General features: G+C 74.8%; 13 protein-coding genes. 8 read left to right on the forward strand and 5 right to left on the reverse strand.

All coding sequences use genetic code 11. From position 1 onward, the window contains the following. Nucleotides 1-124 precede the first annotated feature (124 nt). Nucleotides 125-1,528, forward strand: a complete 1,404-nt coding sequence (sthA, locus tag ACWDYF_RS29380; RefSeq protein ID WP_389470741.1) for a Si-specific NAD(P)(+) transhydrogenase — start codon at nucleotides 125-127, stop codon at nucleotides 1,526-1,528. Nucleotides 1,529-1,595: 67 nt separating this feature from the next. On the opposite strand, the gene ACWDYF_RS29385 is transcribed toward sthA, so the two are convergent. Continuing rightward, a complete protein-coding gene (locus tag ACWDYF_RS29385; protein ID WP_018569948.1) occupies nucleotides 1,596-2,756 on the reverse strand; it encodes a Nickel transporter NicT in 1,161 nt (386 codons plus the stop codon). A gap of 304 nt (nucleotides 2,757-3,060) precedes the next feature. Here ACWDYF_RS29385 and ACWDYF_RS29390 point away from each other — a divergent pair, with 304 nt between their 5' ends. Next, on the forward strand, nucleotides 3,061-3,729 hold the full coding sequence (locus ACWDYF_RS29390) for a DedA family protein (RefSeq protein WP_389470737.1): 669 nt from the start codon (nucleotides 3,061-3,063) through the stop codon (nucleotides 3,727-3,729). 37 nt (nucleotides 3,730-3,766) lie between these two features. After that, nucleotides 3,767-4,498 (forward strand): phosphatase PAP2 family protein, encoded by a 732-nt coding sequence (locus ACWDYF_RS29395; RefSeq protein WP_389470734.1) that lies wholly within the window; start codon nucleotides 3,767-3,769, stop codon nucleotides 4,496-4,498. Between the two features lie 51 nt (nucleotides 4,499-4,549). Here the strand turns inward: ACWDYF_RS29395 and ACWDYF_RS29400 are convergent, their stop codons facing one another. Together ACWDYF_RS29400 and ACWDYF_RS29405 are read right to left on the reverse strand one after the other, a co-directional pair. Beyond that, nucleotides 4,550-5,515 (reverse strand): lysylphosphatidylglycerol synthase transmembrane domain-containing protein, encoded by a 966-nt coding sequence (locus ACWDYF_RS29400; protein ID WP_389470730.1) that lies wholly within the window; start codon nucleotides 5,513-5,515, stop codon nucleotides 4,550-4,552. Continuing rightward, nucleotides 5,512-7,008 (reverse strand): hypothetical protein, encoded by a 1,497-nt coding sequence (locus ACWDYF_RS29405; protein WP_389470727.1) that lies wholly within the window; start codon nucleotides 7,006-7,008, stop codon nucleotides 5,512-5,514. Before ACWDYF_RS29405 ends, ACWDYF_RS29400 begins: the two co-directional genes overlap by 4 nt. A 283-nt stretch (nucleotides 7,009-7,291) precedes the next feature. Between ACWDYF_RS29405 and ACWDYF_RS29410 the strand changes: the two genes are divergently transcribed. Beyond that, nucleotides 7,292-7,675, forward strand: coding sequence for a BlaI/MecI/CopY family transcriptional regulator (locus ACWDYF_RS29410; protein ID WP_026252875.1), 384 nt, complete (start codon nucleotides 7,292-7,294; stop codon nucleotides 7,673-7,675). Nucleotides 7,676-7,732: 57 nt separating this feature from the next. On the opposite strand, the gene ACWDYF_RS29415 is transcribed toward ACWDYF_RS29410, so the two are convergent. Then, on the reverse strand, nucleotides 7,733-10,075 hold the full coding sequence (locus tag ACWDYF_RS29415; RefSeq protein WP_381744264.1) for a glycoside hydrolase family 65 protein: 2,343 nt from the start codon (nucleotides 10,073-10,075) through the stop codon (nucleotides 7,733-7,735). Beyond that, nucleotides 10,072-10,848, reverse strand: a complete 777-nt coding sequence (locus ACWDYF_RS29420; RefSeq protein ID WP_389470724.1) for an HAD family hydrolase — start codon at nucleotides 10,846-10,848, stop codon at nucleotides 10,072-10,074. Before ACWDYF_RS29420 ends, ACWDYF_RS29415 begins: the two co-directional genes overlap by 4 nt. A 148-nt stretch (nucleotides 10,849-10,996) precedes the next feature. Between ACWDYF_RS29420 and ACWDYF_RS29425 the strand changes: the two genes are divergently transcribed. The 4 genes from ACWDYF_RS29425 (at nucleotide 10,997) to ACWDYF_RS29440 (ending at nucleotide 15,635) form a co-directional block, all read left to right on the forward strand. Beyond that, on the forward strand, nucleotides 10,997-11,680 hold the full coding sequence (locus ACWDYF_RS29425; RefSeq protein ID WP_389470721.1) for a nucleoside/nucleotide kinase family protein: 684 nt from the start codon (nucleotides 10,997-10,999) through the stop codon (nucleotides 11,678-11,680). 86 nt (nucleotides 11,681-11,766) lie between these two features. After that, entirely contained in the window at nucleotides 11,767-12,690 is a 924-nt protein-coding gene (locus ACWDYF_RS29430; protein WP_389470718.1) for a MurR/RpiR family transcriptional regulator, read from the forward strand. Nucleotides 12,691-12,880: 190 nt separating this feature from the next. Further along, a complete protein-coding gene (locus ACWDYF_RS29435; protein WP_389470716.1) occupies nucleotides 12,881-13,264 on the forward strand; it encodes a hypothetical protein in 384 nt (127 codons plus the stop codon). Nucleotides 13,265-13,373: 109 nt separating this feature from the next. Further along, nucleotides 13,374-15,635 (forward strand): SpoIIE family protein phosphatase, encoded by a 2,262-nt coding sequence (locus ACWDYF_RS29440; RefSeq protein ID WP_389470713.1) that lies wholly within the window; start codon nucleotides 13,374-13,376, stop codon nucleotides 15,633-15,635. Nucleotides 15,636-15,810: the final 175 nt, after the last annotated feature.

Here is a 15,810-nt window from a genome sequence, read left to right on the forward strand (position 1 = left end):
CTGGCAGGTGCTGTGGGCCTGCCGGTGGCGGGGGCGCCACGGGGGGGCCGGCCGGGGCGCGCTCCGGTCCCACCGCTGTCCGCCCGGCCTTCCCGCCGCGTCGGCGTGCTGGCAGACTCCGCACGTGCCTGACTACGACATGCTCGTCATCGGATCCGGACCGGGCGGCCAGAAGGCCGCCATCGCCGCGGCCAAGCTGGGCCGCCGGGTCGCCGTCGTCGACCGCCCCGACATGGTCGGCGGGGTCTCCATCCACACCGGGACCATCCCGTCCAAGACGCTGCGCGAGGCGGTGCTGTACCTGACCGGCCTCACCCAGCGCGATCTGTACGGGCAGAGCTACCGGCTCAAGGAGGACATCACCGTCGCCGACCTGACCGCGCGCACTCAGCACGTGGTCGGCCGCGAGGTGGACGTGGTCCGCAGCCAGCTCTCCCGCAACCAGGTCGCGCTGTTCGCGGGCACCGGGCGCTTCGTCGACGACCGCACCGTGGCCCTGCGGGAGTCCTCGGGCGAGGAGCGGCTGCTGAGCGCGGAGCACATCGTGATCGCGACCGGCACCCGCCCGGCGCGGCCGGACAGCGTGGCGTTCGACGGGCGGACCGTCATGGACTCCGACAACGTGCTCGCGCTGGAGCGGGTGCCGCGCTCGATGGTCATTGTCGGCGCGGGCGTGATCGGCATGGAGTACGCCTCGATGTTCGCCGCCCTCGGTTCCCGGGTGACGGTGGTGGAGAAGCGGCCGCAGATGCTGGACATGTGCGACGCCGAGATCGTCGAGGCGCTCCGCTACCACCTGCGGGACCTGGCCGTCACCTTCCGGTTCGGGGAGACGGTGGCGGCCGTCGAGCGGCATCAGAACGGCACGCTCACGGTGCTGGAGAGCGGCAAGAAGATACCGGCGGACGCGGTGATGTACTCGGCGGGCCGGCAGGGTCTGACCGACGGGCTCGATCTGCACCGGGCCGGTCTTGCGGCCGACCGGCGCGGCCGGATCGCGGTCGACGAGCACTACCGGACCAAGGTGCCACACATCTACGCCGTCGGTGACGTGATCGGCTTCCCGGCGCTGGCGGCGACCTCCATGGAGCAGGGGCGGGCCGCCGCCTACCACGCCTGCGGGGAACCGGCGGGCCGGATGGACGGGCTCCAGCCCATCGGCATCTACACCATCCCGGAGATCAGCTTCGTCGGGCGGACCGAGGACCAGCTCACCGAGGAGTGCGTGCCCTTCGAGGTGGGTGTCTCCCGCTATCGCGAGCTGGCGCGCGGGCAGATCGTCGGCGACTCGCACGGCATGCTGAAGCTGCTGGTCTCGCCCGAGGACCGCACCCTGCTCGGGGTGCACTGCTTCGGCAGCGGCGCCACCGAGCTGATCCACATCGGGCAGACGGTGATGGGCTGCGGCGGCACCGTGGACTACCTGGTCAACGCGGTGTTCAACTACCCGACGCTCGCGGAGTCGTACAAGGTGGCCGCGCTGGACGCGACGAACAAGCTGCGCCAGGTCGACCGGCTCGGGGACTGAGCGCGGGGCCGGGTCTCCCCTCAGGGTGCGGTGTCCTCGCCGGGGAGGGCGCCGTCGTCCTCGGGGCTCACTCGGCCGGGGAGTCGGCGGGGGCCGCCAGGTCCGCCGTCCACTTCTCCTCGATCCGGCCGACCTTCCAGACGACCAGGGCGAGCACCCAGGTGACGAAGAACAGGCCGACGACGACGAAGCCGATGACGTTCAGGTCCAGGCCGCCGACCCAGTCCCAGAAGGCGCCGTGCAGATCGAGTTTGTCGGCGAGCAGGCCCAGCAGTTCGACCGTGCCGATGATCAGGGCGACGGCCACGGACAGACCGGTGATGGTGAGGTTGTAGTACACCTTGCGGACCGGCTTGGAGAACGCCCAGCCGTAGGCGAAGTTCATGAACGAGCCGTCGATCGTGTCCAGCAGCGACATACCGGCCGCGAACAGCACGGGCAGGCACAGGATCGCGTACCAGGGCAGCCCGGAGGCGGCGCCCGAGCCCGCGAGCACCAGCAGGGCGATCTCGGTGGCCGTGTCGAAGCCGAGGCCGAAGAGCAGGCCGAGCGGGTACATCTGCCACGGCTTGGTGATCGACTTCATGAACCGGCCGAGGATGCGGTTCATCAGGCCCCGGCTGCCGAGCTGCTCCTCCAGGGCGGCCTCGTCGAAGTGGCCCGAGCGCATCTCGCGGAACACCTTCCAGATGCCGGCCAGGATGACCAGGTTGACGGCGGCGATGACGTACAGGAAGGCGCCGGAGACCGTCGTGCCGATCAGGCCGGTGATGTCGTGCAGCCGGGAGTCGTCGTTCTGCACGGGTCCGGCCAGCGCCCGGATGCCGAGGGAGAGCAGGAAGGCCAGGCCGAAGACGACGCTGGAGTGGCCGAGGGAGAACCAGAAGCCGACGGAGAGCGGGCGCTGCCCCTCGTGCATCAGCTTGCGGGTGGTGTTGTCGATGGCGGCGATGTGGTCGGCGTCGAAGGCGTGCCGCATGCCCAGGGTGTAGGCGGTCACGCCGATGCCGATGCCGAACGACTTGGTGCCCAGGCTGTAGTGCTGCGGCGCCACGATCCAGACGAGCGTGAACCAGCCGATCACATGCAGGGCGAGCACGAAGGCGGCCATCCCGCCGACCCTGGTCCACTCCTGCCGCGTCATCGAGGTGCGGACGCGGTGCCAGAGCGGGCCCTTCGGTCCGGTCGTGGCGGGGAGGGGCGGAGCGGAACCAGGGGCGGCCGTCATGGGAGAGGTGTTCCTTCGGGTGGGGTCGTGCGGGCGGACCCGGGCCGGGGCCGCCTTCTGCCATCGTCACCCACCTGCGCACCATGTGCAGTAAAGGCGACCACCGTTCTTGACCATGGGACGGAAAAGTCCAGGTGGGGAGCGGTCCGGTGTGCCGGGCGCCAGGTCTTCACCCGTCCGGCCGATCGGGGGGCCGTCCGCGACGGACGATATCGTCTACAGTGGCGTAGACGGTCTACCGGCCTGTAGTCGGTCGCCACCGGCCACCGTCGCTCGTCACCCGGACGAAATGAGCCCCGCGCCGATGAACCCCTCCCCGCTCCTGTCGTCACCGCTCGCCGTGAACGTGCTCGACGCCCAGTCGCTGCTGGCCGCCTTCGGCGTGCTGGGCGTCGGTGCCGTGATGTTCGCCGAGACCGGACTGCTGATCGGCTTCTTCCTGCCCGGCGACTCGCTGCTGTTCACCGCGGGCCTGCTGTGCACGGGCACGGCGGACCGGGGCGTACGGCTCTCCCTCCTGCCGCTGCTGCTCACCGCGGCGGCGGGGGCGCTCGCCGGGTCGCAGTGCGGGTTCGTGCTGGGCCGCAGGGCCGGGGGCGCGCTGCTGGCGCGCAGCCGCTCGCGGCGCCTGCACGAGGGCGCGCGGCGCGCCGAGGAACTGCTCGGCCGGTACGGGTACGCCAAGGCGATCGTGCTGGCCCGCTTCGTGCCGGTGGTGCGCACCGTGCTCAATCCGATGGCGGGCGCCCTGGGCGTGCCGGTCCGGACGTTCACGGTGTGGCAGGTGGCCGGCGGCCTGCTGTGGAGCGTCGGTCTCACCCTCGCGGGGTACGCGCTCGGCTCGTCGGTGCCGGACGTCGACCGGTATCTGCTGCCCGTGATCGCGCTGATCGTGGCGGTCTCGCTGATCCCGGTCGCCGCCGAGGTGGTGCGCTCCCGGCGCGCGGCGAAGACCGAGGAGGCGGGCGGATGACACCGGTCACTGCCGCCGCGTCCGCGCCCGCGCGCCCGTGAGGCGCCGGGACGCCGCCGATCTGGCGGGCAGCGCCGCGGTCGGCGCCTGGGCCGCGTTCACCGTCGTCGCGCTGGTGGTGGCCGGTGGCCACGGCGCACCGCTGCGGGTGGACGAGACGCTGCTGTCCTGGTCGGTCGGCCACCGGCCCGCGACGGCGGTGGCCGTGGCCCGGGGCGTGACCGCCACCGGGACGGGCGTCGTCCCCTATGTGCTGGTCGCCGTGGCCGGTGCGGTCGCCGGACGGACGGCGCGGCGGCGCGCGGTCGCCGCACTGCTGGGCCTGGTCTGCCTGGCCACGGGGCAGCTGGCGCGCCGGGGCGTGATGGAACTGGTCGCCCGCCCGCGTCCGCCGCGCCCCGACTGGGCGACGCACGCCTCGGGCTGGGCCTTCCCCTCGGGGCACACCACCACGTCGGCGCTGACCGCCGCGCTGCTGGTGCTCGCGGTGCTCCTGCGCGCCCCGCGCGGCCGTACGGCGCTGTGCGCGGCGGTGGGCTGCTGGGCCGTCCTGGTGGGGGTGAGCCGGGTGTATCTCGGGGTGCACTGGGGCACCGACGTGGCCGGGGGCTGGCTGTTCGCGGCCGGCTGGTCCGGGGTGTGCCTGTGCGCGGCGCTGCGGTGGCTGCCCGCCCGCTGCCTCGCGGCGTTCACCGGGCGGGGACCGATGGCCGACGAGCCGGAGCCGCCGGTGACGCCCGAGGGGCTCGGACGCTCGCACGCGCGCTGAGGCGCGGACGGCGCCCGGCGCACACACGGCGCGGGCCGGGGTGCGGGCCGCTCACACCGCCCGGCGGCGGATCAGGACGCCGAGGACCAGCAGTCCGGGGATCAGGGGCAGCCAGACCGTCAGGAGGCGGTAGCCGAGGACGGCGGAGGCCGCCGCGGTGCCGGGCGCGCCCGCGGAGGTCAGCGCGAAGGCGAGCGCCGCGTCCAGCGAGCCGAGGCCGCCGGGGGTGGGCAGCAGGGCGGCGGCGCTGCTCGCGGCGAGGTAGAGGAGCGCCACCCGCAGCGGGGACAGGGGCAGTCCGACGGCCTGGACGACGGCGATCACCACCAGCGCGTGCGCCGCGGCGAAGGCGAACGAGCCGCCCCACAGGGCGGCGGCCCGGTGCGGCCGGGCGTGCACGGCCCGGATGTCCGCCCCCACCGCGCCGACCGCGCGCCCCCACCGGGCGCGCAGCGGGCCGCACAGCAGGACCGCCGCCGGCACCGCCACCGCCCCGGCCGCCGCCAGCGCGGTGACCGGGACCTCGGGCAGGCTCAGTACGCCCGGACAGAGCACGGCGAGCACGGCGATCAGGACGCCCCTGGCCAGCGCCCCGGCCACGGCCTTGACGGCGAGGGCGCCCGCCGAGCGTCCCGCGGGCAGCCCGCAGCGCATCAGGAACCGCAGGTTGACCGCGCCCGCGCCCAGCCCGGCGGGCAGCACGTGGTTGGCGGCCGAGGCGGCGAACTGCGCGGCCAGCAGCCGCCCGCGCGGCAGCCGTTCGGCGACGGCGCCCTGCTGGGCGAGGGCCGCGCACGCCCAGGTGGCCAGGGCAGCGGTGGCGGCCAGCAGCAGCCAGCCCCGGTCGGCGGCGGCGAGCCGGTCGGCGCCGGAGGCGACCACCGGCCAGTGGCGCTGCCCGAGGTAGGCGGCGCACAGCAGGACCGCGAGCAGGGCCGCGGTGTGCCACCGGGTGCGGCGCCGCGGGGCGGCGGCGGGCGGGGCGGGAGCGGCGGGAGTGAGCAGCGGGGAGGTCATGTGCCGGGACCCTTCTGCGCCGTCGGCGCGACGTACGCGAGCACGTCGCCGAGTCGGTGGGCGGGCCAGCCGCGGGCGTACGCGGGCGGTTCGCCGCCCGGCGGGACGAGCGCGGCGACCGGGGTGTGCCGCGCGGTCTCCTCGATGGCGGCGGAGGTGGAGTTGGCGTTGTGGCCGCCGGTCGCGGCGGAGCCGCAGCCGGTGTGGAAGGCGAGCGGGATGGCCTCCTCGCCGGTGAGCAGGCAGGGCGGGCGCACGCCCAGGGCGTGCAGCGCGTCGGCGGTGCGGTCCCAGGCACGGCGGTCGGCCGCGGTGCGCTCGGCGGTGCGGTCCAGGACGGTGTACTGGGCCCCGAGGTGCACGGCGAGTGCCAGCGCGGTGAGGGTCAGGGCCCGTGGCCGCCAGGTGCCCGCCGGAGTGGTGACGCGGTGGACGATGCCGTCGGCGACGGGGACGGCGAGCAGGGCGTAGGCGGGCAGCAGGAAGCGGGGCGCGGCGTAGCCGATGAGGAACAGGTAGGGGAAGGCGGCCGTGGCGGCGCAGGCCAGCGCGACCAGGGTGGGCGTGGTGCGCCGGGCGCGGCGGGCGGCGAGCAGACCCAGTAGGGCGAGCAGCGGCAGGGCGTACCACCAGGCGGTGACCAGGGGGCCCGGCAGGGCTCCGGTGCACGGGCGGCACAGGGTGCGCCCGCCGAGGCTGCGCAGCTGGTCGGTCACGGCGACGTGCCAGCCGAGGTCGCCCTGGATGGCGGAGGCGTCCGCGAGGCGCCGCAGCGGGCCGCCGTGGCCGGCGAAGGACTCGGCGATCCACTCGGCGCCGCCCGCGACCGTCCCGGCCAGGAGCGCGGACAGCGCTCGCCAGTGGCGTCCGGCCAGGGCGAGGAGCAGCAGCGGGAGGGCCGCCCAGACGGCGTCCATGGGGCGCATCAGGGCCATCAGGAGGCCACCGGCCGCCAGGCCCCACAGCGCCGCCCGGTCGTGCCGGTCGGCGCGGGCGCGCACGAGGCAGCCCGCGCAGCCGAGCGCGCCGACGGCGACCCAGTAGTTGGGCATGGCCTGGGGGCCGTAGAAGAGGGTCACCCACAGGGAGGCGAACAGGGCGCCCGCGAGGGCCAGGACGCGGGCCGGGAAGTGGTGGCGCCACACCCGCAGCGACAGGTAGAGGGCGAGGCCCGACAGCAGCGCGAGGTAGCAGCGCAGCAGCACGGTGGAGGACGACCAGGCGGCGACGGGGGCGACCAGCAGCGGGACGCCGCGGGCGCGCGGGGCGCTGAAGAAGGCGGCCGGGGCGTGCGGGCTGACCTGGCTGACGTAGACGACCTCGTCCCAGCCGAGGCCCGTCGCGGGGCCGACCAGGAGGAGCTGGGCCAGGACGAAGGCGGCGGCCACCGCGGCGAGCAGCGGATCGCCGCGGCGGCGGGCCGCCCGGCCGGTGCCGGGGCTCGGCGCGGTGCGCCGGGGCCCGGCGAGAACGGCTTGCGTGTGGTCGGCCATGTCCACCCCTCGTCCCTACGCACTGTAGGGTCTTCCGCTCCTCAGTGTGCGCGACCGTGCGCGGGAGCCGGCAAGACGCCGGGGAACCCCCGGGAAAACGTCGCGGAAGAATCCGCGAACCCTGGCGGCGGGCTCGGCGCGGCGCGGGCCTCCCTCGTGCGGTCACTCGCGGATCGCTCGTGGATCGCTCGTCGATCAGGGACAAGCTAACCCGCTCCGGGCCCCGCGCCGGGCGGGACACCGCCGGACATCCGGCACCCCTACGCGCTGTAAGGTTGAGGGCATGGCTGGCAGAGGGCCTCACGGCAGGACGGAACGGCGCAGCCCGGGTGAGCTGGAGGGCGAGGTCCTCGCCGCGCTGTGGTCCACGGAGCGTCCGTTGACACCGGCCGAGATCCAGGTGGAGATCGCCGGGGACCTCGCCTACAACACCGTGCACACCATCCTGAAGCGGCTCTACGACAAGGGTCTGGTGCTGCGGGAGGTCGACGGGCGCCGCGGCGCCTACCGGCCCGCGAAGGACGCCGCCGAACTGACCGCCCAGGCCATGCACGAGGCCCTGGACCGCGGCCCCGACCCGGTCGCGGCGCTGCGGCAGTTCGTGACCGGTCTGAGCCCCGACCGCGAGCGGGCCCTGCGCGAACTGCTCGCCGCCCGGCCCGCGTAGGACCGGCGCGCGCCCGGTCCCGTACGCGGACCGGGCGTCCCGCGCGCGGCGCCCGGGTCAGTGGGCTCCCGGGCTGCGGTGCGGGGGCTGTTCCGGGGCCGGCAGGTGCCGGGGCGGCGGGACCGCGCGGACCGCGGGCGCGTCCGGGCGCAGCGGTACGTCCTCGCCGTGGTGGCAGACCGTCAGGGCGGGGCCGGACAGCAGGGTGTACGTGGCGTTCTGCTGGGTGATCTCCACGCGCAGCAGGCTGCCGCGGAACTGGAGCGTGAAGGCCAGCCGGCTGAACTTCTCCGGCAGCCGCGGGGAGAACTGGAGGGTTTCGCCCTTCCTGCGGGTGCCGCCGAAGCCGGTCACCAGCGCCATCCATGTCCCGGCCAGCGAGGCGATGTGCAGCCCGTCGCGGGTGTTGTGCTCCAGGTCCGCCAGGTCCATCAGCGCCGCCTCGGCGGCATAGTCGTAGGCGAGCCGCAGATGGCCGGCCTGCGCGGCGATGACCGCCTGGACGCACGCGGACAGCGAGGAGTCCCGCACGGTCAGCGGTTCGTAGTAGGCGAAGTTGCGGGCGATGTGCTCGTCGTCGAACTCGGCGCCGCAGGTGTACATCGCCAGCACCAGGTCGGCCTGCTTGACCACCTGCTTGCGGTACAGGTCGAAGTAGGGGAAGTGCAGCATCAGCGGGTACTGGTCGGCGCGGGTGCCGGCGAAGTCCCAGCGCTGGTAGCGGGTGAAGCCCGCGCTCTGCTCGTGCACCCGCAGTTCGGCGTTGTACGGGATGTTCATGGCCTCGGCGGCGTCCCGCCAGGCCGCGCTCTCCTCGTCGTCGGCGCCGAGGAGTTCGGCCTCCTTGGGGTGGCGTTCGACCGCGTCGGCGGCGGCCAGCAGGTTCGCCCGCGCCATCAGGTTGGTGTACGTGTTGTCGTCGGCGACGGCGCTGTACTCGTCGGGGCCGGTGACGCCGTCGATGTGGAAGGTGCCGCGGTGGTCGTGGTGGCCCAGCGAGCGCCACAGCCGGGCGGTCTCCACCAGGAGTTCGAGCCCGGTGTCGCGTTCGAAGTCCTCGTCGCCGGTCCCCGCGACGTAGCGCACCACGGCGTGCGCGATGTCGGCGTTGACGTGGAAGGCGGCGGTCCCGGCGGGCCAGTACGCGGATCCCTCCTGGCCCTCGATGGTGCGCCAGGGGAACGCGGCGCCGCCGAGGCCGAGCTGGGCCGCCCGTTCGCGGGCCGCGGGCAGGGTGCTGTGCCGCCAGCGCAGCGCCTCGGCCACGGCGTCGGGCGAGGTGTAGGTGAGCAACGGCAGCACGAACATCTCGGTGTCCCAGAAGGCATGCCCGTCGTAGCCCGAGCCGGTCAGCCCCTTGGCCGGGATGGCGCGCTCCTCGGCGCGGGCCCCGGCCTGGAGCACATGGAACAGGGCGAACCTGACGGCCTGCTGGATCTCCTCGTCGCCGTCCACCTCGACGTCGGCGCGGGCCCAGAAGTCGTCGAGGTAGGCGCACTGCTCGGCGACCAGGCCCGACCAGCCGCCGTGCGCGGCGGCGGCCAGGGCGGCGTCGACCTGGTCGCTCATGGCGGGCAGCGAGCGGGTGCCGGACCAGCCGTGCGCGACGAGCTTCTCCACCCGCAGCGTCTGCCCCGCCTCCAGGACGGCGGCGACCGTCAGCCGGGCCAGGTCGGGGTGGCTCTCGCTGCTGGTGGAGGTGCGTTCGGGGCCGGAGACGACGTGGTCGGCGGCGACGGCCACCCGCAGTCCGCTGCGCCGGGTGCGGTGCACCAGCCGCAGCCGGTGGCCGGAGGCGAAGTCCTCCTCCGGTTCCAGCGGGGCCTGGAGCGCCATCGCCGCGCGCGGGTCGCCGTCGGCCTGCGGCAGCTGCTCGTTGGCGACCAGTTCGGACTGGATGACCACCCGGGCCTGGCAGTCGACCGGCTCCACCTCGTAGGCGATGGCGCCGATGGAGCGCTGGGTCAGGGAGATCATGCGGGTGGCGCGCACCCGGACCTTGGTACCGGCCGGGGAGACCCACTCGCAGACCCGCTCCATCACCCCGCGGCGCAGGTCCAGGACGCGCTCGTGGGAGAGGAGCCGGCCGTAGCGCAGGTCGAACGGCTCGTCGTCGACGAGCAGCCGCAGCACCTTGCCGTTGGTGACGTTGATGACGGTCTGGCCCGACTCGGGGTAGCCGTAGCCGGCCTCCGCGTACGGCAGCGGGTGCACCTCGTACACGCCGTTGAGGTAGGAGCCGGGGAGGCCGTGCGGTTCGCCCTCGTCGAGGTTGCCGCGCCAGCCGACGTGGCCGTTGGAGAGCGCGAAGACCGACTCGCTCTGGGCGAGGACGTCCAGGCTCAGTTCGGTCTCGCGCACGGACCAGGGCTCGACGGCGTACGAGCGGTGGGTGATCACGCGGCGCCTCCCTTCGCGGCGGGTCCGGCGGGCCCGGGGGGTCCGGCGAGGAGTTCGGCGAGGTCGTCCACGACCACGTCGGCGCCGTGCGCGTACAGGGCGTCGCGCTGGCCGACGCGGTCGACGCCGACGACGTACCCGAAGCGGCCGGAGCGTCCGGCGTCCATCCCGGCCAGGGCGTCCTCGAAGACGGTGGCCCGTGCGGCGTCGACGCCCAGGTCGCGGGCGGCGGCGAGGAAGGTGTCCGGATGCGGCTTGCCGGGCAGCGCGCGCTCGCGGGCGACCACCCCGTCGATCCGTACGTCGAACAGATGCTCGGCTTCGATGGAGCGCAGCACGTCGACGGTGTTGGCGCTGGAGGAGACGATCGCGGTCTTCAGGCCCGCGGCCCGGACCGCGTCGATGTAGCGCAGCGTGCCCTCGTAGGGCTGGACGCCCTCGGTGCGGATCTTCTCCAGGACGAGCGCGTTCTTGCGGTTGCCGAGGCCGTTGACCGTCTGCGCGTCCGGCGGGTCGTCGGGGGTGCCCTCGGGCAGTTCGATGCCGCGGGAGGCGAGGAAGGTGCGCACCCCGTCGGCGCGGGGCCGTCCGTCGACGTACTCGTCGTAGTCGGCGGCCGCGTCGAAGGGCCGCTGGTCACCGCCCCGCTCGCGCAGGAACGCGTCGAACGCCTCCTTCCAGGCGGCCGCGTGCACCACGGCCGTCCTGGTGACGACCCCGTCGAGGTCGAAGAGGCAGGCCAGGATCTCATCGGGCAGTCCGAGCTGTGTCATACAGGCACCCTTCCCCGCGACGCGGTGTCGACGGAGTGTCGCATGCCACATCCGGCGGACTTCATCCCTGCCCCGGGGTCACTTTCCGGCCTTCGGGCGCCCGCCGCCCGCCGGGGAGCGCGTCCGGCCGGGTGACACACTGGCGGATGTGCCGCTCGCCTTCGACGACCTCCTGGCCCGTGCCCGCGCCCTGCCCCGCCCCGGCCACCGCGCGATCCTCGGCATCGCGGGCAGCCCCGGCGCGGGCAAGTCGACCCTGGCCGAGCGGCTGGTACGGGCCCTGAACGGCACGGCCGAGCCCTGGGTGGCGCATGTCCCGATGGACGGCTTCCACCTGGCCGACGCCGAACTCGACCGGCTCGGGCGCCGGGACCGCAAGGGCGCACCGGACACCTTCGACGCGGCGGGGTACGCGGCGCTGCTGCGGCGGCTGCGCGAGGAGTACCCGGGCAGCGCGGCGGGCGGGAGCGAGGCGGACGGCGAGACCGTCTACGCGCCCGGCTTCGAACGCGTCCTCGAACAGCCGCTCGCGGGCGCGGTCCCGGTGCCGCCGTCCGCCCGGCTGGTCGTGACGGAGGGCAACTACCTGCTGCTGGACTCCGGTCCCTGGAGGCGGGTGCGGGCCCGGCTGGACGAGGTGTGGTTCTGCGAGCTGGACGAGGCCGAGCGGGTGCGGCGCCTGGTGGCCCGGCACGAGCGGTTCGGCAAGGGGCACGCGGAGGCCGTGGCCTGGGTGCGCCGGAGCGACGCGCGCAACGCCGAGCTGGTGGCCGCGACCCGCGCCCGCGCGGATCTCCTCGTCCCGGCGACCGCCCTGCCGGTGTGGCCCTGACCCGTACGGATCCGCCCGCGCGACCACCGGTCATGACGGTGAGTGAGCTATGTTGAAGCGCTGTGGGAGACAAAGGAGGCGCCTCGGTGCCATCGCCGCAGCAGGCCCGCGCCCAGGCGTCCGCGATCACCTCGGGCAGGTCGGTCCCGCGGACGCAGGCCGCACCGGCCTCGCAGCTCAGGGCGCTCTTCGACGGCCCCCAGCTGTCCCCCGGGCAGCGCCGCATCGCCCAGTACCTGATCGAGAACCTCGCCGAGGCGGCCTTCCTGTCGGTCACCGAACTGGCGGACCGGGTGGGGGTCAGCCAGCCCTCGGTGACGCGGTTCGCGGGCGCGGTCGGCTTCAGCGGCTACCCGGCGCTGCGCGAGCGGCTCCAGTCCCTCGCGCTGGCCGGGCTCGCCGGCGGTCCCGGACCGGTCGAGGAGGACCGGGGCAACGAACTCCAGGCGGCCGTCGACGCCGAGATCGAGAACCTGGAGAACCTGCGCCGCGACCTGGCCGATCCCGAGCGGGTGATCAGCGTGGGCCGCGCGCTGTCCCGGTCGGCGCCGCTGACCGTGCTGGGGCTGCGCATCTCGGTCTCGCTCGCCGAGTACTTCGCCTACGCGGCCCGGCGCATCCACCCGGACGTGCGGCTGGTGACCCACGGCGGCAGCGTCGCCTACGACGCGCTGCTCCAGTCCCGGGAGGCCGGCGGCACCTGGGTGCTGGCGTTCTCCATGCCCCGGCACGCCCAGGAGACGCTGACCGCGGTCCGGGTGGCGCGCGGCGCCGGGCTCAAGGTGGCCCTGGTGACGGATCTGGCGCTGGGGCCGGTGGCGGACGAGGCCGACGTGACCTTCGCGACCGGCACCGGTTCCCGGCTGGTCTTCGACTCCTACGCGGCGCCCGGCATCGTCTGCGCCGCCCTGCTCCAGGCGATGACCGACGCCGACCCCGAGCGGACCCAGGCCCGGCTGGAGGAGTACGAGCAGGTCGCCGACCAGCACCAGTTCTTCCTCAAGGACTGACCGGCTCCGGTCCTCGGGCCGGTCCGGCGCCGCGGTGGTCGGAACGTACACGGACCAGCCCCCGTAAACCCGGCATGAATGTTTTCATACGCCTTGCAAAGCGGATGGCATATATAAATACTGCTCACGGATCGCGGCCCGGCTCCCTGCGTCGGCCCCCTCCACGACGCACGCCGCACACCCGGAAGCGATGACCATGCCTGTGACCACCACGCGTGTCAGCCCGGACTGGCCCTGCCAGGTCAAGCCGCCCGGCAGCTACGACTGGGAGCGCTCGGCGGTCAGATGGCTGCGGGACCTGGTCCCCGCCCGCTACAGCAGCTACCCCGCGCTGCTGCGCCATCCCGTGCTCCTCGCCCGGCACGCGCAGATCCAGGTGCAGCAGGAGGTCCGGGTGGCCCGCACCGCTTTGCAGACCGCGCGCGCCGACCTGCCCCGGCTCGGCCTGCCCGAGTCGGTGATCGAGCACACGATCAAGCTGTACGCCGGGGAGCTGCTCCAGCTCCAGCACATCGCGCGCAGCGTCCGGGCGGTCACCGAGGCCCTGATGCGGCACGGCGGCGCGGGCCGCTGAGACACCGCCGCCGGGGCCCGAGACGCACCTGACGCCCCCGGAACGCCCGCTCGCACAAGTATCCGATCGGGCCGTGATCGGATCAGGTCATCTGTGCGATGCTCGTCCCGTGACCGGCGAATCCGTGTTCCCCGGGGAGTCCGGCGGCGCGCCCGGCCCGGCCGCGCCGACCGGTACGGCTGCCGTGGTCGAGCGGGCCAAGGGCGCGCTGATGGCGCTCACCGGCTGCTCCCCCGAGGCCGCGCACGAGGATCTTCTGCGGCGGGCCAAGGCCGCGCACCGCACCCTGACCGAGGAGTGCTGGATCGCCCTGGGCACGCTGGTCCCGCCGCTGAGCCATGCCGCCGGGGCCGCGACCGCCGACGAGGAGGCCGAGGGCGCCGTCCTGGCCGGGCTCGGGCGGGCGCTGACCCAGGTGGAGACCCCGCCGGACCTCGCCCGGTGCCTGCTGGCCCACCTCGCCGGGCCCGTCGGCGCCGACGCCGTGCTGATCCATCGCCGCCCGCCGTCGGGCGAGCCGGTGCCGATCGGGTACGCGGACATCGACGGGACGCGGGCGCGGCGGTGGCGGGACGTGCCGCCGCCGGCCGGGACCGGCGGCGCCGGGGACCGCACCGGCCGCGCCCCGCGCCGGACGGAGAACGCCGTCTGGCTGCCCGTGGGCGGTACGGACGACGCCGAGGTCGTCATCGGTGTGCTGCGGGAGCGGGCGGACCCGTTCACTCCCCGCGCCCGGGAGCTGCTGCGCCACGTGTCCTGGCTGTGCGCGGGGCGGCTGCGCGACCTCGGCGCGGGACAGAGCCGGCCCGGCTCCTCCGGATCGTCGCGGCCGCCGGTTCCCGCGCCCGCGTCCCTGCCGGTGGACGGCCTGTTCGCGGCGCTGCCCGGCGCGGTCCTGCTGCTCTCCCCGCTGCGCTCGCCCTCGGGTGACGTGACGGACTACCGCGTGGACGCCGCCACCGCGCAGGGCGCCGACGTGCTCGGCCGCGACGCGGGCGACCTCGTCGGGCGGCGGCTCCTGGAGTGCTGGCCGACCGCCGCCGGGGAACCGCTGTGGCAGAGCTGGCTCACGGTCCTCGACACCGGGGAACCCCGCGAGGGCGAGCCGTTCACCCTGCCGGGGCCGGGCACCGACCGGCGGGAACCGCCGCGGTACGTGGTGCGGGCGGCCCCGCTGGGCGACGCGCTGGTGGTGAGCTGGCTGCGGCACGACGCCTCGGACCGGCAGGCGCAGCGCCTGGCCGAGCTACAGCGTCTCGGCCGGCTGGGCTGGGCCGTCTGGAACCTGGACACGCACGAGGCGGCCTGGTCGGACCAGGTCCACCTGCTGCTCGACCGCGACCCCGCGCTCGGCCCGGTCGCGGTGGAGCGCCTGCCGGACCTCGCCGTGCCGGAGGACGGACCGGCGCTCGGCCGGGCCGTACGGGAGCTGCTGCGCGACGGCACACCCTTCGACGTGCCGTTCCGGGTGCGGACGAGGGCGGGGCTGCGGCATCTGCGGGCGGTCGCCGAGACCGTCGTGGACACCGGGGGCCGGCCGGTGGAGGTGCACGGCTTCGTCCAGGACCTCACCGCCCAGCGCAGCGCGGAGCTGGCCCTGGTGGAGAGTGAGCGGACGATGCTCGCCCAGGACGGGGTCCTGCGGGCCGAGCGGATGCTCGCGGGCCGCCTCCAGCACGCGCTGCTGCCGCTCCCCCGCCACGCGGTGCGCCTGGCCGGGCTGCGGGTCGACGTCACCTATCTGCCCGCCGAGTCCGGGATCCACGTCGGCGGCGACTGGTTCAGCGCGGTCGAACTGCCGGACGGGGACGCGCTGTTCGTGGTCGGCGACGTCGCCGGGCACGGGATCGACGCGGTGGCGACGATGGCGCAGCTCCGGTTCACCGCCAAGGGCATGATCTTCACCGGCTCGTCGCTCACCGGGGCGCTGGCCCGCCTCAACACACTGCTGCTGCACTCCCGGGACACCAAGGGCACCGCCACCCTCGTCCTGGCGCGCTACGCACCGCGCGAGCGCCGCCTCGTCTGGGCCCAGGCGGGCCACCCGCCGCCGCTGCTGCTGCGCCGGGGCGAACCGCGTTACCTGGAGCGTCCGTTCGGCGTGCTGCTGGGGGCGACCGAGACACCGGTCTACGCGGAGGCCGAGTGCCGTCTCGAACCCGGGGACCGGCTGCTGTTCTACACGGACGGACTGGTCGAACGGCCCGGCGAGAACATCCAGCGGGGTCTGGAGCGGCTGGCCCGGAACGCGGCCGCCCACCACGCGGACGCGCCCGGCTCCCTGGTGCCGCTCCTGGGGTCGATGCTGGAGGGCGAACGGCGCGACGACGTGTGCGTGCTGGACGTACGCGTACCGGGCGGATCCGCGTAGGCGGCACGGCCTGCGCATCCGGCACGAACGGCGGACCCGTCCATGCCCGGTGCACCCGGTGCGTCCCGCGTGTCCTGCTCCCTGCCCGCTTCCGCTTCCGCTCCCGCTCCCGCGAGATGGTACCCAGTACCTTTACGGGCGGCACTGAGTGCCATACTCTGTCGTGTGCACGGCG

It is taken from the genome of Streptomyces sp. NPDC003284 (assembly GCF_053589675.1).